At 63.2% G+C, this 16,885-nt stretch carries 17 protein-coding genes and 1 riboswitch; of the genes, 14 read left to right on the top strand and 3 right to left on the bottom strand.

All coding sequences use genetic code 11. The annotated features are described in order from the left end of the window. Window positions 1-135 precede the first annotated feature (135 nt). Complete coding sequence (locus tag U2H20_RS10985; RefSeq protein WP_430592318.1) at window positions 136-1,200, bottom strand: BMP family lipoprotein; 1,065 nt, start codon at window positions 1,198-1,200, stop codon at window positions 136-138. A gap of 148 nt (window positions 1,201-1,348) precedes the next feature. Further along, on the bottom strand, window positions 1,349-2,461 hold the full coding sequence (locus U2H20_RS10980) for a mannose-1-phosphate guanylyltransferase (RefSeq protein WP_430592317.1): 1,113 nt from the start codon (window positions 2,459-2,461) through the stop codon (window positions 1,349-1,351). Between the two features lie 113 nt (window positions 2,462-2,574). Between U2H20_RS10980 and U2H20_RS10975 the strand changes: the two genes are divergently transcribed. The 7 genes from U2H20_RS10975 to U2H20_RS10945 all read left to right on the top strand — a co-directional run bounded on the left by U2H20_RS10975 (window position 2,575) and on the right by U2H20_RS10945 (window position 8,321). Beyond that, the gene (locus U2H20_RS10975) at window positions 2,575-3,729 is read left to right on the top strand and encodes a glycosyltransferase family 4 protein (RefSeq protein WP_430592316.1); all 1,155 of its coding nucleotides are present in this window, start codon (window positions 2,575-2,577) and stop codon (window positions 3,727-3,729) included. Between the two features lie 95 nt (window positions 3,730-3,824). After that, a complete protein-coding gene (gene sdhC / locus U2H20_RS10970) occupies window positions 3,825-4,259 on the top strand; it encodes a succinate dehydrogenase, cytochrome b556 subunit (protein WP_430592315.1) in 435 nt (144 codons plus the stop codon). Further along, the gene (locus tag U2H20_RS10965; RefSeq protein WP_430592314.1) at window positions 4,259-4,723 is read left to right on the top strand and encodes a succinate dehydrogenase hydrophobic membrane anchor subunit; all 465 of its coding nucleotides are present in this window, start codon (window positions 4,259-4,261) and stop codon (window positions 4,721-4,723) included. Before sdhC ends, U2H20_RS10965 begins: the two co-directional genes overlap by 1 nt. A 15-nt stretch (window positions 4,724-4,738) precedes the next feature. Further along, window positions 4,739-6,532: a succinate dehydrogenase flavoprotein subunit gene (sdhA, locus tag U2H20_RS10960; protein ID WP_430592313.1), complete on the top strand. Its 1,794-nt coding sequence runs from the start codon at window positions 4,739-4,741 to the stop codon at window positions 6,530-6,532. Between the two features lie 45 nt (window positions 6,533-6,577). Then, a complete protein-coding gene (locus U2H20_RS10955; RefSeq protein WP_430593636.1) occupies window positions 6,578-7,309 on the top strand; it encodes a succinate dehydrogenase iron-sulfur subunit in 732 nt (243 codons plus the stop codon). Window positions 7,310-7,320: 11 nt separating this feature from the next. Further along, window positions 7,321-7,761 (top strand): type II 3-dehydroquinate dehydratase, encoded by a 441-nt coding sequence (gene aroQ, locus U2H20_RS10950; RefSeq protein ID WP_430592312.1) that lies wholly within the window; start codon window positions 7,321-7,323, stop codon window positions 7,759-7,761. Next, a complete protein-coding gene (locus U2H20_RS10945) occupies window positions 7,758-8,321 on the top strand; it encodes a GNAT family N-acetyltransferase (protein ID WP_430592311.1) in 564 nt (187 codons plus the stop codon). The genes aroQ and U2H20_RS10945 overlap by 4 nt, the downstream gene beginning before the upstream one ends. A gap of 89 nt (window positions 8,322-8,410) precedes the next feature. Here the strand turns inward: U2H20_RS10945 and ptsP are convergent, their stop codons facing one another. Continuing rightward, complete coding sequence (gene ptsP / locus U2H20_RS10940) at window positions 8,411-10,060, bottom strand: phosphoenolpyruvate--protein phosphotransferase (protein WP_430592310.1); 1,650 nt, start codon at window positions 10,058-10,060, stop codon at window positions 8,411-8,413. Between the two features lie 89 nt (window positions 10,061-10,149). Between ptsP and U2H20_RS10935 the strand changes: the two genes are divergently transcribed. The 7 genes from U2H20_RS10935 to ribB all read left to right on the top strand — a co-directional run bounded on the left by U2H20_RS10935 (window position 10,150) and on the right by ribB (window position 16,870). Then, window positions 10,150-11,184, top strand: coding sequence for a YihY/virulence factor BrkB family protein (locus U2H20_RS10935; RefSeq protein ID WP_430592309.1), 1,035 nt, complete (start codon window positions 10,150-10,152; stop codon window positions 11,182-11,184). Between the two features lie 50 nt (window positions 11,185-11,234). Beyond that, on the top strand, window positions 11,235-12,068 hold the full coding sequence (locus U2H20_RS10930) for an exodeoxyribonuclease III (RefSeq protein WP_430592308.1): 834 nt from the start codon (window positions 11,235-11,237) through the stop codon (window positions 12,066-12,068). Between the two features lie 43 nt (window positions 12,069-12,111). Further along, window positions 12,112-13,107 carry a tryptophan--tRNA ligase gene (trpS, locus tag U2H20_RS10925; RefSeq protein ID WP_430592307.1) on the top strand — a complete coding sequence of 332 codons (996 nt, stop codon included), beginning with the start codon at window positions 12,112-12,114 and terminating at the stop codon, window positions 13,105-13,107. Beyond that, entirely contained in the window at window positions 13,104-13,673 is a 570-nt protein-coding gene (locus U2H20_RS10920; protein ID WP_430592306.1) for a GNAT family N-acetyltransferase, read from the top strand. Before trpS ends, U2H20_RS10920 begins: the two co-directional genes overlap by 4 nt. Window positions 13,674-13,772: 99 nt before the next feature. Then, window positions 13,773-13,904, top strand: a riboswitch (FMN riboswitch). A gap of 71 nt (window positions 13,905-13,975) precedes the next feature. Continuing rightward, entirely contained in the window at window positions 13,976-14,995 is a 1,020-nt protein-coding gene (gene ribD, locus U2H20_RS10915) for a bifunctional diaminohydroxyphosphoribosylaminopyrimidine deaminase/5-amino-6-(5-phosphoribosylamino)uracil reductase RibD (RefSeq protein ID WP_430592305.1), read from the top strand. Between the two features lie 4 nt (window positions 14,996-14,999). After that, a complete protein-coding gene (locus U2H20_RS10910; protein WP_430592304.1) occupies window positions 15,000-15,620 on the top strand; it encodes a riboflavin synthase in 621 nt (206 codons plus the stop codon). Beyond that, window positions 15,617-16,870, top strand: coding sequence for a 3,4-dihydroxy-2-butanone-4-phosphate synthase (gene ribB, locus U2H20_RS10905; RefSeq protein ID WP_430592303.1), 1,254 nt, complete (start codon window positions 15,617-15,619; stop codon window positions 16,868-16,870). Before U2H20_RS10910 ends, ribB begins: the two co-directional genes overlap by 4 nt. Window positions 16,871-16,885 lie beyond the last annotated feature (15 nt).

Below are 16,885 nucleotides of genomic sequence, written 5' to 3'. Positions count from 1 at the left end.
AGGATTGGCGCAATATGGGATGAGCCTACCGACGCGGAAGGCCCAACATCCGGCCGTTGCTCGTCTCGCAACTCAATCGTTGCAAACCCGACAACTGCACGAAATTATTGTGCGTTCGAGCGCACATTTCGATCATTACGGAGCGCTTGGCGACTCAATCGTGATTTCGCCATCGATGATCTGCTGCTTGAGCGCCTCGATCTCCTCCGAGAGCTCGGCGGGAACCCGATCAGCCTGATCGTGGAACGGCGCAATCGCCACTCCCCCGTTCGCGAGCGTCCCGACGATGGGCTCGTTCTTGAGTTCGTCGTTCATGCTGCGCTCGATCGCATCGAAGACGAAGTCCCCGGTGTTCTTCAACACGCTCGTGAGCACGAGTGGTCGATACTCTGCCGGGAGCGTCTCATAGCCATCGTTGTCGACCCAGATCACGAGCGCCTCGCTGCCGCTCGAGATCGATGCGGTGAACGCGCCCTCACCGACCTGACCCGCAACAGGGAGGATCACGTCTGCGCCCTGGTCGATGAATGCCTGCGTCTGCGTCTGTCCGAGCTGGATGTTCTCGAAGTCGCCCGTGAAGGTGCCGTCTTGCGCCTCGACGTCCCAGCCGAGCAGCTCGACCGAGGCGCCGTGCGCCTCGTTGTAGGCATCGATCCCGTGCGAGAAACCGTCCATGAACAGGGTGACCGGGGGCTGATTGCCACCGCCGAACGTTGCGACGGTGCCGGTTTCAGTGACTCCGGCAGCGAGGTAGCCGGCGAGGAAAGCCGCCTCGGCGGTGTTGAAGACGATCGGCGTGATGTTCTCACCCTCCACGACCTCGTCGACGATCACGAAGTCGATCTCCGGGGACGATGCGGCGAATTCTTCGGTCGGGGCCGCGAGCTCGTAGCCGACCGTCAACACGAAGGTGCACCCGGTCTCGGCGGCAGCCTCGACATTCGGTGCGAGATCGCTCGAGGAAGTCGACACCAACACGTTGGCTTCGATGTCGAGCTCTTCGGCGGCACGCTCCATGCCCGCCCAGCTCGTCTCGTTGAAGGAACGGTCGTTGAGGCCGCCGGAGTTCGTGACCATCTGAGCGCAGAACTCACTGCCGCCCGAGGCGTCTCCACCCTCTTCCGGTGCGCTGGCGCACCCGGCAAGGAGGAGCAATGCGGTGCCGGTGGCAACCGCGGGCGCGAAGATCCGTCGAGACATGAAGGCTCCTAGGGAGGAAGAAACACCGTTGTGACAGGGATACGGAACCAAAAGTACAGGGAACTCGTGCCCTGCCGTGGAATTCTTCTCGCTGGACCTCACGGGGTACCACCGGCTCGCCCGACGATTCGCGACGCTGTGCAGCCGGCTACAGGACCTCGGTATTCCCCGAGAGCCGGATCGCGTCCACCACCTGCTTCACCCGTTGAGCGTTGGCAGTCGTCGTGACCAGAAGCGCATCCGGGGTATCGACGACCACGATGTCTTGCACTCCGACGAGCGAGATGATGCGCTTCGATTGCGACACCACGACTCCACTCGAATTGTCGGCGAGGATCGTTGCACCTTCACCGAGAATTGCGAGCCCGCCTTTGCCGCCGTTCTGCAGCTTCGCGATCGCACCGAAATCACCCACGTCGTCCCAGTCGAACGCTCCGGGTACGACAACGAGCGAACCCGAAGCCGCAGCGTGCTCCGCGACCGAATAGTCGATCGCGATCTTCTTTAGCGTCGGCCAGATCCGATCGACAGCCGGACCGCGCTGCGTGGGTGAATCCCAAACGTCTGCGAGCTGCGCAATGCTCGCAGCGAGTTCCGGTTCATGCTTCGTCAGCTCAGCGAGCAACACGTCGGCTCGCGAGATGAACATGCCGGCGTTCCACATGAAGGAACCAGAGGCGAGGTATCGCTCTGCAACGTCGAGGCTGGGCTTCTCGACGAACTCGACGACTTTTCTGGCGCTCGGGGCATCGTCGATCTCGGCAGTCTCACCGCAGTGGATGTAGCCGAACCCGATCGCGGGCTCCGTGGGCTCGATCCCGACGGTCGCGATGAACCCAGCTCGAGCGGCAGCCACCGCCTCACGGATCGCAGCGCGGAACTTCGCCTCATTGTGGATCACATGATCGGCGGCGAATGATCCGATGATGACATCGGGATTCCTGCGCACCAGCACCGCTGCTGCGAGCGCGATCGCGACCGTGGAGTCACGCGGATCTGCCTCGAGCACGATGTTCTCGTCGCGCAACTCGGGAATCTGCCCTTCAACGGCAGCGCGATGCGCCCGCCCCGTGACGACCATGACCCGTTGCTCACCCGTGAGCGGCACGAGCCGTTCGAAGGTCTGGCGCAGCAGGGTCTGGCCCGAACCCGTCAGATCGTGCAGGAACTTCGGAGCGTCGGCTCGAGAGAGCGGCCAAAGCCTGGAGCCGACTCCCCCGGCCGGAATGATGCCGTAAAAGTCAGGAAGAGTTGGAGCCATGCCAAAACCCTAACGAGTTCCAGTCTCCGCACGGGCTCAGACACCCCTGCCGAGTTCATCTGGAGTTCACGCGGTGCTTGATCGCTCGCGCGCGGCGCTTTCTACAGTGAAGTGTGACCACTCTTGAACGCGTCGCGATCGTGACGGAAAGCTTTCTTCCAACACTCAATGGAGTCACGACTTCGGTCTGCCGGGTCCTCGATCACCTCATCGATCGCGGCATTGAGGCCATCGTCATCACCCCGCGCTGCGGCGCCCCGATGCAGTACCGCGGCGCTCCCGTCTATGAGGTGCCGTCATTTTCGTACCGTGATTTCCCGGTCGGGCTCCCGAATCAGGCCGTGCAGTCGCTGTTGCAGCGATTCCAACCGGACATCGTGCACGTTGCGAGCCCATTCCTGCTCGGCGCGAACGCCATCTCCGTTGCGAAGCGACTCGGCATCCCGAGTGTGGCGATCTACCAGACCGACGTCGCCGCCTACGCGCAGCGCAATCACCTCGGGCTCGCGAAACCTGCGGTCTGGGCGCTCCTTCGCAGTATTCATAACGGAGCAGATCGCACGCTCGCGCCTTCGAGCGCTGCGCTCGAAGACCTCGCCACCGCGGGAGTCCAACGCACTCATCTGTGGCGACGTGGCGTCGACCTCGGAGCGTTTCATCCCGATCGTAAATTCCAGGACCGGACCGCGGCGCTCAGAAGTGCGGCCGCGCCGACGGGCACGGTGGTCGTCGGCTATGTCGGGCGGCTTGCGCCGGAAAAGAGCCTGCACAACCTCGCGCTGCTCGAGGGGATCAAGAACATCAAGGTGGTCATCGTCGGCGACGGCCCAGCACGGCCCTCTCTGCAACAGTCGCTGAAGAAACTGGACCCCCTGTGGCTCGGCGCATTAGAAGGTGACGAGCTCAGCACCGCCTACGCATCGTTCGACGTGTTCGTGCACACGGGTGAAGAGGAGACGTTCGGCCAAACGCTCCAGGAAGCTGCGGCGAGCGGGCTTCCCGTGATCGCGCCTGCGAAGGGCGGACCGCTCGATCTCGTCACGCATGGGATCACCGGCTTCCTCTACGACCCGAACACCCTGCGAAGCCTCACCGCCTCGGTGAGCGCTCTCGTGCGCTCGCGGGAGCTCCGCGCCCGAATGGGAGAAGCGGGACGTCGTGCTGTCCTCCAGCGCTCCTGGGACGTCGTCGCTGGCGAACTCCTCGAGCACTACGCAGCGGTGCTCGACGAACGCTCGACACGGCAAATTTCCTCCGTTCCCGCCTGATGGAAGCCTGACCCCCGTTTCGAGGGCTTGGACGCTGGGCGTGGGCATAGACTGGACCGATATATCTCGCCAATCGAACGTAAGGAGGGATGCACGTGTCTGCACCGGCCCGTAGCGTCACCCTCCCCGATCCAAAACCTTCCAAGCGGAAGAAGAGCGCCATCGCCGGCACTCTGTACCGCGGGAACGAAGGCATGTGGTCGTGGGTACTCCACCGAATCACCGGCATTGCGATCTACTTCTTCTTGCTCGTCCACGTGTTGGACACCGCACTCATCCGCGTGAGCCCTGAGGCGTACAACGTCGTAATCGAAACCTATAAAAACCCGGTCATGGGTGTTGGCGAGGTTGCGCTTGTCGGCGCGGTCGCGTTCCACGCTCTCAACGGACTCCGGATCATCGCAGTCGATGCATGGCCTGCAGCAACGAAGCACCAGCGCCTGCTGTTCTGGGTGGTCCTCGGACTCTGGGTCGTCGTGATGCTCGGCTTCACGCCTCGTCACCTCATGAATGTGTTTGGAATGCACTAATGACGACGACTATCGAATCCCCAAACACTCCGTACGCCTACCCGGCGCGCTCGTCCAAGCGCCGCGGACCGAACCTCGAGAAAGCCAGCTGGCTCTTCATGCGCGGCTCGGGCTCGATCCTGATCGTGCTGATCTTCGGCCACCTCGCCTACAACCTCATCTGGACACCGGGCGGAATCCACGCAATCGACTTCGGTTTCGTCGGCGGAAAGCTCGCGAACCCGTTCTGGCAGTGGTGGGACGTCCTGATGCTGTGGTTGGCCCTGATCCACGGTTCGAACGGAATGCGCACGGTCGTCAACGACTACGTTCGCGGACCTCGCATGCGCAAGGCCCTCGTCTGGGCAATTGGGATCAGCGCGGCACTGCTGATCATTCTTGGCACGCTCATCACCTTCACATTCGACCCTTGCCCGGTCGGCGCTGACGCTTCGCTTCTGCCGAGCTTCTGCGAAACCCTTTAAGTCCTCGAGGAACGAATGACTGACGCCCCAAGCACTCGCAACAGCGTGCACTACCACCAGTTCGATGTCGTGATCGTTGGTGCCGGTGGAGCCGGCATGCGCGCCGCGATCGAAGCTGGCCCGAACGCGAACACTGCGGTCATCACGAAGTTGTACCCGACGCGCTCTCACACGGGTGCTGCGCAGGGCGGCATGGCGGCAGCGCTCGCGAACGTCGAAGACGACAACTGGGAATGGCACACCTACGACACCGTCAAGGGTGGCGACTACCTCGTTGACCAGGACTCCGCAGAGATCCTCGCGAAAGAGGCGATCGAAGCGGTGCTCGACCTGGAGAACATGGGGCTCCCGTTCAACCGCACGCCCGAGGGCAAGATCGACCAGCGTCGTTTCGGTGGGCACACGCGTGATCACGGCAAGGCGCCAGTTCGTCGGGCCTGCTACGCGGCCGACCGCACCGGTCACATGATCTTGCAGACGCTGTACCAAAACTGCGTCAAGCACGGCGTGAACTTCTTCAACGAGTTCTACGCACTCGACCTCGTCATGACCGAGGTCGACGGCAAGCAGCGCGTTGCCGGAGTCGTCGCATTCGAACTCGCAACGGGTGACATTCACGTCTTCCAGGCGAAGTCGGTCATCTTCGCAACGGGTGGATTCGGCAAGATCTTCAAGACCACCTCCAACGCACACACGCTCACGGGCGATGGCGTCGGCATCGTATGGCGCAAGGGTCTTCCGCTCGAAGACATGGAGTTCTACCAGTTCCACCCGACCGGCCTCGCCGGCCTCGGCATTCTCTTGACCGAGGGTGCACGTGGTGAGGGCGCGATCCTGCGAAACGCTTCGGGTGAACGCTTCATGGAGCGATACGCACCGACGATCAAGGACCTCGCTCCTCGTGACATCGTGGCTCGCTCGATGGTGCAGGAAGTACTCGACGGTCGTGGCGCGGGCCCGCACAAGGACTACGTCTACCTCGACTGCACCCACCTCGGCGCAGAAGTCCTCGAGACGAAGCTTCCGGACATCACGGAGTTCGCTCGCACCTATCTCGGTGTCGACCCCGTGCACGAGCGCGTTCCGGTCTTCCCGACCGCGCACTACGCCATGGGTGGAATCCCGACGAACAACGACGCGGAAGTCCTCAGCGACAACGAGACGGTCGTTCCCGGCCTGTACGCCGCGGGCGAGTGCGCCTGCGTTTCAGTGCACGGCTCGAACCGACTCGGCACGAACTCGCTGCTCGACATCAACGTCTTCGGAAAGCGTGCCGGCCGCGCGGCCGTTCGCTACTCGAAGGACGCCGACTTCGTACCACTGCCAGACGACGCACCGAACACCGTCATGCAGATGGTCGACGAGCTGCGTGCATCGAACGGCACCGAGAGCGTCTACCTGATTCGTAAAGAACTGCAGGAGACCATGGACCGTTGCGCGCAGGTCTTCCGCACGGAAGACACGCTCAAGGAAGCGGCCGACGTCCTCGTGACGCTGCGCGAGCGCTATCGCAACGTTGCCGTCCACGACAAGGGCAAGCGGTTCAACACCGACCTGCTCGAGGCAATCGAGCTCGGATTCCTGCTCGACCTCGCTGAGGTGCTCGTCGTCTCCGCTCGAAACCGGAAGGAAAGCCGTGGCGGCCACATGCGCGACGACTTCCCGGACCGCGACGACGAGAACTACATGAAGCACACGATGGCCTACCTCTCGGGTGACCCACACTCAAGCCACCCAGAGGACCACATTCGCCTTGACTGGAAGCCGGTTCGCATGACGAACTACCAGCCAACGGTTCGGAAGTACTAGGAGAGTCTTTTGAGCACCGTAGAAGTTGCCGAAACCACTGACGAAGTGGTCGAGGAAATCGAAGTCCCAAAGCCGTTCCCCGTCACGATCATCGTGCGTCGCTTCGACCCAGAAGTCGACGACGAGCCGCGCTGGGTCGACTACGACGTGCAGATGTACTCGACGGACCGAATCCTCGATGCACTGCACCAGATCAAGTGGGAACAAGACGGTTCGCTGACGTTCCGCCGCTCCTGCGCTCACGGTATTTGCGGCTCTGATGCCATGCGCATCAACGGCCGCAACCGCCTCGCGTGCAAGACGCTCGTGAAGGACCTCGACATCTCGAAGCCCATTTACGTCGAGGCAATCAAGGGTCTCCCGCTCGAGAAGGACTTGATCGTCGACATGGAGCCGTTCTTCGACTCCTACCGCGAGATTCAGCCCTTCTTGCAGGCCACCGGCAAGCCAGAGAAGGAACGTCACCAGACCGTTGCCGAGCGTGAGCGCTTCGACGACACCACCAAGTGCATTCTGTGCGCCGCCTGCACGACCTCCTGCCCGGTCTTCTGGACGGACGGCCAGTACTTCGGCCCCGCCGCGATCGTGAACGCGCACCGCTTCATCTTCGACTCGCGCGACGAGGCTGCTGAAGTTCGACTCGACATCCTGAACGACCGCGAGGGCGTGTGGCGCTGCCGCACGACCTTCAACTGCACCGAGGCGTGCCCACGTGGCATCCAGGTCACGAAGGCCATCGCTGAGGTCAAGGCCGCGATGACCATGGGCCGTAAGTAGATCGAGCACTCATGACTGCGAGCACCATCCTGGTCTTGAACGGGCCGAACCTGAACCTGCTCGGTACTCGTCAGCCTGAGGTGTATGGCAGTGAGGGTCTCGACGATGTCGCCTCCCTGCTCGAAGAACATGCTGCCGCCACCGGCGTTCGGCTGGAACACTTCCAGTCGAACGTCGAGGGCGAGCTGATCAACCGTATTCATGACGCCCGAGGGTCCGTCGATGGCATCATCGCGAACCTCGGAGCATTCACCCATACCTCCATCGCGATTCGAGACGCGTTCTTGAGCGTCTCGATCCCGGTCGTGGAGGTGCACATTTCGAACGTGCACGCTCGCGAGGCATTCCGCCACCAGTCGTACATTTCCGACATCGCGCAGGCGGTCATTGTCGGCGCCGGGATCCGCGGCTACGTGTATGCCCTCGACGTGCTGAGTAGAGGAGCCGAATGACAACGCCTCAATTCACACTGCAGGAACTGCAACTCCCCGACGAGCACGATGCGCTCGTCGGTTTTTTGACGAGCAACCACTTTCCGTTCCATATGCGGCCGAATCCGTCACGGGAGTCGGTCGAGGAGCGCATCAAGGACGGCGATTTCGTACTCCCGGTTGCAGAAACCTTCTGGATCAAAGACGCGAACGCGAACACCATCGGGATCGTGCTCTACGAGGACCTCGAAGACCTGCCCGAGGGATCACCCGTGTTCGACCTCCGTCTCGACGAATCGGTTCGTGGACAGGGGCTCGGCACCGCGATCTTGCGGGCGGTCACCGACGAAGCCTTCCGGCGCTACCCGACGATCACCCGTTTCGAAGGCCAGACCCGTGAAGATAACATCGCGATGCGCCGAGTGTTCCTCCGATCCGGCTTCCTGAAAGAGGCGCACTATCGTCAAGGCTGGCCGGTCGAGAACGGCGAGCCGCTGGCCTCCGTTGCCTACGCAATGCTTCGTCAGGACTGGGAATCAGGCAAGACCACGACGTTCGTGTGGGAAGACATTTCGCTGTAGCGCGAACCAGCGACGCACTGCTGCGGTACACCGCACTGCAACAACGAAGGCCCAGATCGTTCTGATCCGGGCCTTCGTTCGTCGTGTGCTTACGCGTCGAGCGCAGCCGCGCGAGCGTCTGCAGCGGTCTTCGCGGTCAGGGCACGGCGAGCGCGATCCTGCGCCTGTTCAAGCGTGACCGTCAGCAGCTCTGCGCGGACATCTGCGATCGCCGCCGGCGACATGCTGAGGCTCGTGAGACCGAGTCCGACGAGCACGACTGCGAGTGCGGGATCGCTTGCTGCTTCTCCGCACACTCCGACGGGCTTGTTCGCGGACTTGCCCGCATCGCCAATGATCTTGATGAGGCGCAGCACCGAGGGGTGCCATGGGTCCTGGAAGTTCGCAACGGAACCGAGCATGCGGTCGGCGGCGAGCGTGTACTGCGTGAGGTCGTTCGTGCCGATCGATACGAAGTCTGCGACCTCGAGAATCTGGTCTGCGACGACCGCACACGAGGGCACTTCAGCCATCGCGCCAACGACCTTCAAACCGAACTCGCGACCGATGGAGACGAAGTAATCGGTCTCTTCGTAGTCGGAGATCATGGGCGCCATGACCCAGAGTTCCGCTTCGGTTGCAGCCTCAGCCGCGGCGAGCGCCTCGAGCTGATCCCGCAGAATCTGTTCGCTCGCACGCAACGCACGAATACCTCGGAGCCCGAGCGCCGGGTTCTCCTCGTGCGCGTCGCTCAAGAAGGAGAGCGGCTTGTCGGCACCTGCGTCGAGCAGACGGACGACGACCTTTTTGCCGGGGAACGCCGCAAGGAGGTCGGTGTACGACTTCGTCTGCGACTCCACTGAGGGAGCCTCTTTCGAGTCGAGGAACAAGAACTCGGTGCGGAAGAGCCCGACACCCTCTGCGCCGAGGGCCACGGCGTCCGCGGCCTCCTTCGGGCTTCCGAGGTTTGCGAGCAACGGGATCTCTGTGCCGTCGGCGAGCGCGCCGGGAGTGATCGGTGCAGCGCTTGCAGAACGGCGAACCGCTGCCTCGTCGTTTGCGGTCTGCACTGCTGCATCGTCCGCGCCGACGACGACGGATCCGAGCTTCGCATCGACCACGACCGTGTCGCCGTCGTGCACCGTCGAGAGGAGGTCTTTCACACCGACGATTGCGGTGATCGACTTCGAGCGAGCGAGGATCGCGGTGTGGCTCGTCGGCCCACCGTCCTGCGTCACGAGTGCGAGCACCTTGTCGAGTTCGAGCGTCGCAGTGTCCGCCGGGGCGAGATCACGCGCTGCCAGGATGAACGGAACGTCGCTCTTCGGCACGCCAGGTGCTGCAACTCCGCGAAGGTGAGCGACGACTCGCTGGGCGACGTCGTCGAGGTCGGTGGCCCGCTCAGCCATGTATCCACCGATTGCGAGCAGGGTCTCTTTGAAGCCAGCGAAGGCGTCGACGACGGCACGCTCAGGGTTCAAGCCGTTGTCGATCCGAGATCGGACGTCGTCTGCGATTGCCGGGTCCTGCGCCATGAGCGCACTTGCCTGCAGTACCTCTTCGGCTTCGCCGCCGGCTGCCTCCGCGCGAGCGTTGAGGTCGGCCGCGACAGCGGTGAGCGCCTCTGATGCACGCGCGAATTCTGCTGCTGCATCGCCTGAATGATTGTCGTTTCCTGGAGCCGGCAGGGGCTCGGGCATCGTCAAGACCGGACCGGCTGCAATGCCGCGACCGACCCCAACACCGTGGAGTTCTGTCATGCCTCCACAATAGGTGGTTTCACGCTCTCGAATACACTCGGAGGACACGGAAACCGCGCACGAGCCACGAAGAGGAAGCAGATCTCCACATGAAAGACCTGATCGCTCGCGTCATGGAATGGCGGCCAGTCCGGGCCTTCCTGCACTACGGCCAGAAGAAGGGCGAACTGCTCGGTGGCGGGATGACGCTCTCCGCGTTCTACTCGCTCTTTGCAGCACTATTCGTCGCCTTCGCAATGTTCGCGTGGATTCCGATGGATTCTGATTCCCTTCGTTCGCAGGTCGTTGACACGGTGGATAGCGCAATCCCTGGACTGATCTCGATGTCGCCGGGCGATGGGGGCGCGATCAACCTCGACCTTCTCATGGGGTCGAGTTTGCTCGGGGTTGCCGGACTGATTGCGGCGGTGACGCTGCTCCTGACCGCGATCGCATGGCTCGCGTCCTGCCGAGAGGGATTCCGGGCAATCTTCGGCCTTGAAGCGCCACCGCAGAACATCGTGATGCTGAAGCTGATCGACCTGGCGAGCGCGTTCGGCATCGGCATCCTGGTCCTTGCCTCAAGCGCCGGAATCCTGATCACGAACACCTTCCTCGATCTGCTTGGAATCGGGTTCATGGGAGCAATTGCCGGTATCGTCGCGCAACTCGCTCTCGACACCCTCATCGTCTTCCTGCTCTACCGCTACGTCGGCGGCCTGCGTCTCCGTCGTCGTCAGGTGCTCGCCGCAGCTGCGACCTGCGCTTTCGGATTCTTCGTGCTCAAGCAGATCATCGGACTGCTGCTCGGCTCGATCGAACGCAACCCGCTGCTCGGCTCGATCGCAAGTATCGTCGCGCTCCTGATCTGGCTCGGATTCATCCACCGGATCCTGCTGCTCGTACTCTCCTTCGTGGCGGTCGGCGACTCCGCGGAAGCGGTCCGCCTGGCCTCACGCACCGCGGCCGACGATGCGAAGGACGCGAAGGATGCCGCCGACAGCGCCGCCAAGGCGGAGATCGAGCGTCAGAAGCGCGAACACGGCGAGAAATTCGACCCGATCGAGATGGCCAAGAGCGAATTCCCGCCGAGCAAGGAACGCGACAAGCTCATCAAACGTCTCGAACGGCAGCACAAGAAGTAGCGAGCCCCCGAGCGCGAATCCGCGTCGCAGGTGCCGCGTAGAATTGCCGCATGCTTCGTATTGCCTCGGTGAATGTCAACGGAATCCGCGCTGCCTTCCGAAAGGGCATGGGCGAATGGCTCGAGGCCTCCGGCGTTGACATCGTCACGCTCCAAGAGGTTCGCGCCGCCGACGCCGATGTCGAAGGCCTGCTCCCGGGCTGGAACATCCTGCATGACGCAGCAACCGCAAAGGGACGCGCCGGGGTTGCGATCATCAGCCGCGAACCATCGCTCGCGCACCGCACCGCGCTCGGCGCCGATGACTTCGACTCGCACGGGCGTTGGCTCGAAGCCGACTTTGCCGTCGGTGACAAGCTCGTGACCGTGGTGTCGACCTATGTCCACTCGGGCGAGGTGGACACCCCGAAGCAGATCGAGAAGTACAAGTTCCTGAACGCGATGAACGTTCGCCTCCCAGAGCTTCGAGCACACACACCGTTTGCTCTGGTCACCGGCGACCTCAACGTCGGCCACACCGAGCTCGACATCAAGAACTGGCGAGGCAATCGCAAGAAGGCCGGCTTCCTCCCCGAGGAGCGCACCTTCTTCGACGGCTTCCTCGGCGAAGAGGGAGCAACGATCGAGACGGTCGACGGCTCTGAACGCCTCGGTCACGGATGGATCGATGTCGGTCGAGCCGCGCACCCGGGTGAGCCCGGCCCCTACAGTTGGTGGTCACAGCGAGGCCAGGCGTTCGACACCGACACGGGCTGGCGCATCGACTATCACCTCGCTTCGCCCGAGCTCGCAGCAACCGCAAGCAACTATCGGGTCGATCGCGCGGCAGCTTACGACCAGCGATGGTCCGATCACGCGCCCGTGCTCGCCGACTACTCCCTCTAACACTTCATCCGCGCGGCAACCCGCTCGCGCAGAAAGCATCGCCATGACCCAACCCCGCCTTTACTCCGGAATGCAGCCGAGCGCTGAGAGCTTGCACCTCGGCAACTACATCGGCGCGCTCAAGCAGTGGGAGACCCTGCAGAACGATTACGACTCCTTCGTCTCCATCGTCGACCTGCACGCAATCACCGTGCCGCAAGACCCGAAAATTCTCCGCGCGCAGGTGCGAACACTCGCAGCGCAGTACATCGCCGCCGGCATCAACCCGGAAGTTGCCTGCCTCTACGTCCAGTCGCACGTCGCAGCGCATGCGCAGCTGGCGTGGGTGCTGAGCACGATGACCGGCTTCGGTGAGGCCTCGCGGATGACGCAGTTCAAGGACAAGAGCGCGAAGGTCGGCGCGGAGTCGGCAAGCGTCGGGCTCTTCACGTACCCGATCCTTATGGCGGCCGACATTCTGCTCTACGACACCAACGTCGTGCCGGTCGGCGATGACCAGAAGCAGCACATCGAGCTCACGCGCGATCTCGCAGCCCGCTTCAACACTCGCTTCGGCAAGACCTTCGTTGTTCCAGAGCCGAAGATCCAGCGGGAATCCGCGCGAATCTACGACCTGCAGAACCCGGTCTCGAAGATGTCGAAGTCTGCCGACTCCGACAAGGGCCTTATTTGGCTGCTCGACGAACCCTCGAAGACCGTGAAGAAGATCAAGTCTGCAGTGACCGACACCGAGGGCTCGATCCGGTTCGACCGCGAAGAAAAGCCGGGCGTCTCGAACCTGCTCACGATCCTCTCCTCGTTCACGGGAAAACCGATCGCGGCACTCGAAGCCGAGTTCGACGGAGGAGGCTACGGAGCGTTCAAGACCGCCGTCGCCGACGCCGTGATCGCAGAACTCGACCCCATCCGCACGAAGACGCTCGAACTTCTCGACGACCCGGGCTCGCTCGACGCGATCCTCGCCACGAACGCGGAGCGCGCTGCTGCCGTGGCAGATGCCACGCTCGCTCGCGCATACACCGCAATGGGGCTCCGATGACCGAGTTCGTCGAGCTGCGCCAGGACGGCCTGATCTTGAACGCGGTGCGCGCGAGCGATGCGCCCCGTGTCACCGCCGCGTGCCAACGCCCCGTCGCGGAACAGTTCTTGACCACCCCGTGGCCGTACACCTCCGAGGACTCGAAGTACTTCCTCGAGACCTGGGTGCCAGAGGGCTGGGCCGATGTGCACGAAGAGACGGTGTGGGCGATCCGTGAGACCGAGGACGGCGATCTCCTCGGTGTGATCGGCTTGCGCAATCACACCCACGAGCTCGGCTATTGGCTGACGGAAGACGCCGAAGGCCGCGGAGTCATGACTCGCGCGGTCGAGGCGGTCGTCGATCACGCGTTCCGAGTCCGAGGCATGCCCCTCGTCTACTGGGAAGCGCACGTCGGCAACTGGGCATCGCTCGGCGTTGCCCGCCGTACCGGCTTCAGCTACCACGGGACGCGTCAGGGCAAAGTCACCGAGCGCGCACCGAACCCGGTTTCGTGGTTCGCCAGCCGATCGAACGGCGCGCCATTCGCGCATCCCGTCCTCGAATGGCCAACACCCGAGCGCTGAGCCTAGGCTAATCCAGCAGCCCGTTCGGAACGCTGCAGGCGAAATAGTTCGCAATGGGAATGACTTCCCTAGGCGCCGAGTTATAGGCTCTCAAGAAGTAAATGTGCTCCGGGGTCAGTGTAAATCTGAGCCGGCGGTGAAAGTCCGCGAGCAGCGACCGCAATTCGGGTCGTTGTTGAACTGGTGAGATTCCAGTACCGACGGTAAAAGTCCGGATGGGAGGATGCACATCGGCGTACTCGTGCGCCGTCGACCCCGGTGCGCCTGCGCTCAACCATGAGCGCAGAGTCGAAAGGGAGTCGATGCACGACGGGACCACTGCGGAACATGCCGCAATGCGTCGCGCGATCACGCTTGCCCAGCGTGGTCCGGAACGCGACGTCAACCCGCAGGTCGGCTGCGTGATCCTTGCCGCAGACGGCACCGAACTCAGCGCGGGCTGGCACCAGGGCGCTGGCACGGATCACGCCGAAGTCATGGCCTTGTCGCAGCTCGCCCCTGGCGCTGCCGCAGGCGCAACGGCCGTTGTCACCCTCGAACCTTGCGCGCACACCGGTCGCACCGGGCCCTGCGCGAAAGCACTCATTGCTGCAGGAGTCGCCCGGGTCGTCTACGCCGTGACCGATTCTGGTGAGCACTCCTCCGGCGGGGCGGCGCTCCTGCGCGACGCTGGCGTTGCCGTTGTCGGTGGCGTCGAGCGCGAGGCCGCAACCGCACTCATCGCAGATTGGCTGTTCGTCCAGACCACAGGGCGTCCCCGCATCACCGTGAAGTGGGCGCAGAGCCTTGACGGTCGCGCCGCCGCGAACGACGGTTCGAGCCAGTGGATCACCGGCGATGCTGCTCGCGCGCACGTGCACGAGCAGCGAGCAGCGCATCACGCGATCGGCGTCGGGACCGGGACGATCCTTGCTGACGACCCCTCCCTCACCGCTCGAACCCCCGGTGCACGTCAGCCGATCCCGGTGGCCTTCGGTCGCCGCGAGATCCCCTCGTCCGCGCGACTGCGCCAACATCCTGAGCGACTGCTGCTCGCGAACAGGGACGACCACGACCTTGCGCAGAGCCTTCGCGAGCTCACCGAAGCGGGCATCCATTCGCTCTACATCGAGGGCGGTCCGACACTTGCGAGCGCGTTCCTGCAGGCAGGCTTCGTGGATTCGCTCCACATCTACATCGCACCGACCCTGCTCGGCGGCGAGCGCCTCGCGCTCGGCGACCTCGGTGTCTCCACCATCACACAGCAACTCCGCTTGAGCATTGCAACGCTCGAGCGAATCGGCGAGGACTTCTTCATCGCCGCTCATCCGAGAAAGAAGTAAGCACATGTTCACGGGAATCATCGAGGAACTCGGCACGGTCACGCGCTGGGAGCACGACGGCGACTCCGCCACGCTCCAGATCCATGGGCCCATTGCGGTGAGCGATGCACAGCTCGGCGACTCGATCGCCGTCAACGGCTTGTGCCTCACCGTGACCGAGAACGATCAGGAGCACTTCTCTGCGTTCGTCATGGGCGTGTCGATCGAGATGTCGACGCTCGCCGGAATCGCGGTCGGCGATCGTGTGAATCTGGAACGTGCGGCAGCACTCGGACATCGTCTCGGCGGCCACATCGTGCAGGGTCACGTCGACGGCGTTACGCGAGTGATCGAGATTCGCGACGAGACCGATTGGAAGGTGCTGCGCTTCGCGATCGACTCCGAGCTGGCACCGCTCCTCGTTCGCAAGGGCTCGATCACCGTCGACGGAGTTTCGCTCACCGTGAGCGACCTCAGCGACGCAGCAGAGCACGAACAGTGGTTCGAAGTTTCACTCATTCCGGAAACGCTCGAGCGAACGACGCTCGGGCGAAAGACCGTCGGGAGCCGAGCAAACCTCGAAACCGACATGGTCGCGCGGCACATTGCTCGCATGGCCGAATTCACAAGAGGAGGCACCAAGTGAGCCTGTCCCGTATTTCTGAAGCGCTCGACGCGCTTCGCGCTGGAAAACCCATCGTCGTCGTCGACGACGAAGGGCGTGAGAACGAGGGCGATCTCGTCATGAGCGCAGCCCTCGCGACGCAGAGCAGCATTGCCTTTCTCGTCCGCTACACGAGCGGCTACCTGTGCGCTCCGATCACGAACGAAGCCGCAGACCGCCTCGCTCTCCCCCTGATGGTCGAGCACAGCGAGGACACTCGGAACACCGCCTACACGATCACAGTCGACGCAGCAGACCGTAACGGTACCGGGATCAGCGCCGACGACCGCGCACACACGCTCCGTGCTCTCGCGAATGCCGATGCGGTCGCCAGTGACCTTCGCCGACCGGGCCACATCGTGCCGTTGCGAGCCGTCGACGGCGGTGTTCGCGACCGCGCCGGACACACCGAAGCGACCATCGACCTCATGCGACTTGCGGGACTGCCGCTGGCGGGAGTGATCGGCGAACTCGTCGAGGATTCCGGCGAAATGATGCGTCTGCCATCGCTCCTCGCGTTCGGCGCCGAGCACGAGCTCCCGGTCATCACGATCGAAGACCTCATCCGACACCTCGAAACCGTTCCAGAGGAGCAGCTCGAGAGCGTGCCCGCCCCCTTCGAAGAGCGAGTCACGTTCGAGGTCGGCACGACGGTTCCGACGAGCCACGGCAACTTCAGGATGCACGCGTATCGCGACCGCCAGACCGGCGCAGATCACGTCGCGATCATCGCGGGCGATGTGCTGAGCAACGGAGCCCTCGTTCGCGTGCACTCTGAGTGCCTCACTGGTGAAGCGTTCCACTCGCTCAAGTGCGAATGCGGGCCGCAACTCGACGCAGCACTCGAACGAATCCAGATGGAAGGTTCCGGCGTCGTCATCTACCTCCGTGGGCACGAGGGCCGAGGAATCGGGCTCGTCAACAAGCTGCGCGCGTACCGGATGCAGGAAGACGGACTCGACACCCTCGACGCGAACCTCGCACTCGGTCTCCCGGCGGATGCTCGTGAATACGGTGCCGCGGCAGCGATCTTGAACCACCAGGGGCTCTCCAACATCCGGCTCCTCACGAACAACCCGCAGAAAGCGGAAGGGCTGGAGTCCTTCGGCATCACCGTCGACGCGCTCGAGCCGCTCCTGGTGGGCTCGGGCGATTTCAACAACGGGTATCTTGCGACCAAGCGCGACCGCATGGGCCACATCATGCCGGTGTCGTCACCTCGCCCCGAATAACGTTTCACCGAACCC

The organism is Humidisolicoccus flavus (assembly GCF_045689595.1).
Classification (GTDB): Bacteria; Actinomycetota; Actinomycetes; order Actinomycetales; family Microbacteriaceae; genus Humidisolicoccus; species Humidisolicoccus flavus.
This window is presented reverse-complemented; position numbering and strand designations above follow the sequence as displayed.